The sequence below is a fragment of the Streptomyces sp. NPDC057654 genome (assembly GCF_042800135.1).
Lineage (GTDB): Bacteria > Actinomycetota > Actinomycetes > Streptomycetales > Streptomycetaceae > Streptomyces.
The window spans coordinates 1-3209 of sequence record NZ_JBHVHQ010000935.1; the positions used below are offsets into that span (position 1 = coordinate 1).

Here is a 3209-nt window from a genome sequence, read left to right on the forward strand (position 1 = left end):
GCCCGAGGCCTCCGGCGAGGCCGGGGTGGTGCCGCTGGTCGCCGAGGACTTCGAAGGCGTCGCCGACCACCTCGATGCGTGGCTGAGCTCCGCCCGCGAGCAGGCGGCCGTCGCCCGGCGCACCTTCTCCGCCGGCCGGGAGTCGAAGGAGAGCCGGCAGCGGCTGCTGGTCGTGCTCGACGGCTACGACCCGCGCAGCGCCTGGGCCCGTTCCGCCGTGGCCGCCCGGCTGCTGGAGGAGGCGGGGCCGGGCAGCGGGGTCACCGTGGTGTGCGTGGTGGACCGCGAGGCGGACGAGCCGACCCGTGCGGACGTCCGGGTCCGCGTCACCGCCGAGGGCGGGCTGACCGTCGAGAGCCGCCGCTCCGACAGCCGCTCCGACGTCCATGTCGAGGCCGCGGTCGCCGACGACCCGAGCCCGCGGCTCTGCGCGGCGACCGCCCGCGCGCTGGCCCCGCTGCGACTCTCCGCGGAGGGCGAGGAGATCCTCGCCCAGACCATGTCCCTGCCGAACCTGCTGGGCGTCCCCGATCTCGCGTCCTTCGAGCCGGAGGACCGGTGGGTCGAGCCGGACTCCGAGGACGTGCTGCGCTTCCCCGTCGGCTTCGACTCCGAGGGCCATCCGCTGGCCCTCGACCTCAAGGAGGCGGCGCAGGGCGGCATGGGCCCGCACGGCCTGGTGGTCGGCGCCACCGGCTCCGGGAAGAGCGAACTGCTGCGTACCCTGGTCGGCGGCCTCACCGCGGTCCACTCCCCCGATCTGCTCAGCTTCGTGCTGGTGGACTTCAAGGGCGGCGCCACCTTCGCCGGCGTCACCGAACTGCCGCACGTGGCCGGTCTGATCACCAACCTGGTGGATGATCTGGCGCTGGTGGACCGGGTACGCGACGCGCTCCAGGGCGAGCAGCAACGGCGCCAGAAGCTGCTGCGGGACGCGGGCAACCTCGACAACGTACGCGAGTACCAGCTGCGCCGCGCCGCCGGGCAGACCGGGCCGGACGGCGAGCCGCTGGAGCCGCTGCCCTATCTGCTGGTCATCGTCGACGAGTTCGGCGAGCTGCTCTCCAGCCGGCCGGATTTCATCGACCTCTTCGTGCAGATCGGCCGCGTCGGCCGCAGCCTCGGCATCCATCTGCTGCTGGCCACCCAGCGCCTGGAGGAGGGCAAGCTGCGCGGGCTGGAGTCCAACCTCTCGTACCGGATCTGTCTGCGCACCTTCTCCGCCGCCGAGTCCCGCTCGGTGATCGGGACGCCGGACGCCTACCGGCTGCCGCCCATCCCCGGCTCGGCCTTCCTCAAGGTCGCCGATTCCGTGTTCGAGCGCTTCCGGGTGGCGCACGTGTCCGGACCGCACCAGAGCGCCGAGGAACGGCTGGCCGTCGAGGGGCCTGCGCCTACCGCCCCGGTCCCCTTCGGGCTGCGCAGCGCGCCGGACCCGGACGCCCCGGCCGAGCCGGAGGCCGAACAGCGCACCCGGCCGATGCTCACCGGCCCGACCGAGATGCAGGTCCTCGTCGACCGGCTGCTGCGGTCCGGCCAGGCGGTGCACCAGGTGTGGCTGCCGCCGCTGCCGCGCGCGCTGCCCCTGGACTCGCTCACCGGCCCGCTCGCGGGCGAGCCGGGAGAGGGACTGCGCGCGCAGTGGTGGCCGGAGAGCGGCACGCTGAAGTTCCCCGTCGGCGTGGCGGACATCCCCGTGTCGCAGCAACAGCAACCGGTGGTACCGGACTTCGCGCACGAGTACGGGCACCTGGTGCTCATCGGCGCCCCGCAGTCGGGCAAGAGCATGTTCCTGCGCTCGCTGATGCTCGGCGCGATGGTCACCCACTCCCCGGCCGAGGCGCAGTTCCTGTGCCTCGACTTCGGCGGCGGCTCGCTCCTGCCGTACGAGCGGAGCCCGCACGTGAGCGGTGTCGTCGGGCGGCACGACAGGCAGCGGGCCCGGCGGGCGCTGGCCGAGGTGGCTCAGCTGATCACCGAGCGGGAGAAGCTCTTCCGGGACCTCGGCATCGACTCGGCGGGCGAGTTCCGCCGGCGCCGCTCGGCGGGCGACCTCCCCGAGGGCGTACGCGCCGCCGACGTCTTCCTCGTCCTGGACAACTGGGGCGGGCTCCGCGGCGAACTCCAGGACCTGGACATCGACGCCGTCGTGCTGGACATCGCGGCGCGGGGCCTGGGCGTCGGAGTGCACCTGCTGCTGACCGCCAACCGCTGGGCGGATCTGCGGATGTCGCTGCGGGACAGCTTCGCGGCCCGGCTGGAGCTGCGGCTCAACGACCCGGCCGAGTCGGAGATCGACCGCCGTGCCGCGCGGCGTTTCGCCCCCGCCACCGCGCCCGGCCGGGGCCTGGTCCCGGGCGGCCTCCAGTTCCAGGTGGCGCTGCCCCGGCTGGACGGCATGGACACCACGGAGGGCCTGGCCGAGGCGCAGGAGGACGCGCTCGCCAAGATCACCGCGTCCTGGCCGGCGGATTCGGCGGCCCCGCCCATCCGGATGCTCCCGGAGCGGGTGACCCTCGCCGAGCTGACCGCGTCGTCCGACACCGCCGCCGCGGGGGTGCCGATCGGCCTCGCGGAGGACGATCTGCGCCCGGTGCATCTGGAACTCGGCGACGCCGAGCCGCACTTCCTCGTCTACGGCGACTCCGGTTCCGGCAAGTCCGAGTTCCTGCGCACCTGGCTGTCCGGGATGACGCGTCGGTACTCGGCGTGGGAGGCCCGCTTCATCGTGGTCGACTACCGGCGGGCCCTGCTCGGCGCGGTCCCTGACGAGCACCTGGGTGCTTACGCCGGGGACTCCAACGCGGCGGCCGTCTACGCCGAGCAGGTCGCCCAGAAGCTCGCCGAGCGGCTGCCGCCGCCCGATGTGACGGCCCGGCAGCTGCGGGAGCGCAGTTGGTGGGAGGGGCCCGAGCTGTACATCGTGGTGGACGACTACGACCTGGTGGGCAATGGCCGGCAGTCCCCGTTGGCGCCGCTCGTCGACTACCTCCCGCAGGCCCGGGAACTGGGCTTCCATGTGGTCGCGGCACGCCGCGTCGCCGGTTTCGGCCGCACCGCCCTGACCGAGCAGCTCCTCAGCCGTGCCCGCGAGATGGGCGCGGCCGGTCTGATCCTCTCCGGCGACCCGAAGGAAGGCGCGCTGATCGGCGGCGAGCGGGCTGAGCCCCGGGCCCCGGGCCGCGGCGCCCTGATCCGCCGCCAGTCCC

At 74.1% G+C, this 3209-nt stretch carries 1 protein-coding gene; it reads left to right on the forward strand.

The window, feature by feature from the left end:
* Positions 1–3209, forward strand: a 3209-nt coding sequence (gene eccCb, locus ACFU99_RS38540) for a type VII secretion protein EccCb (protein WP_384401840.1), incomplete at both ends; no start/stop codon positions are given.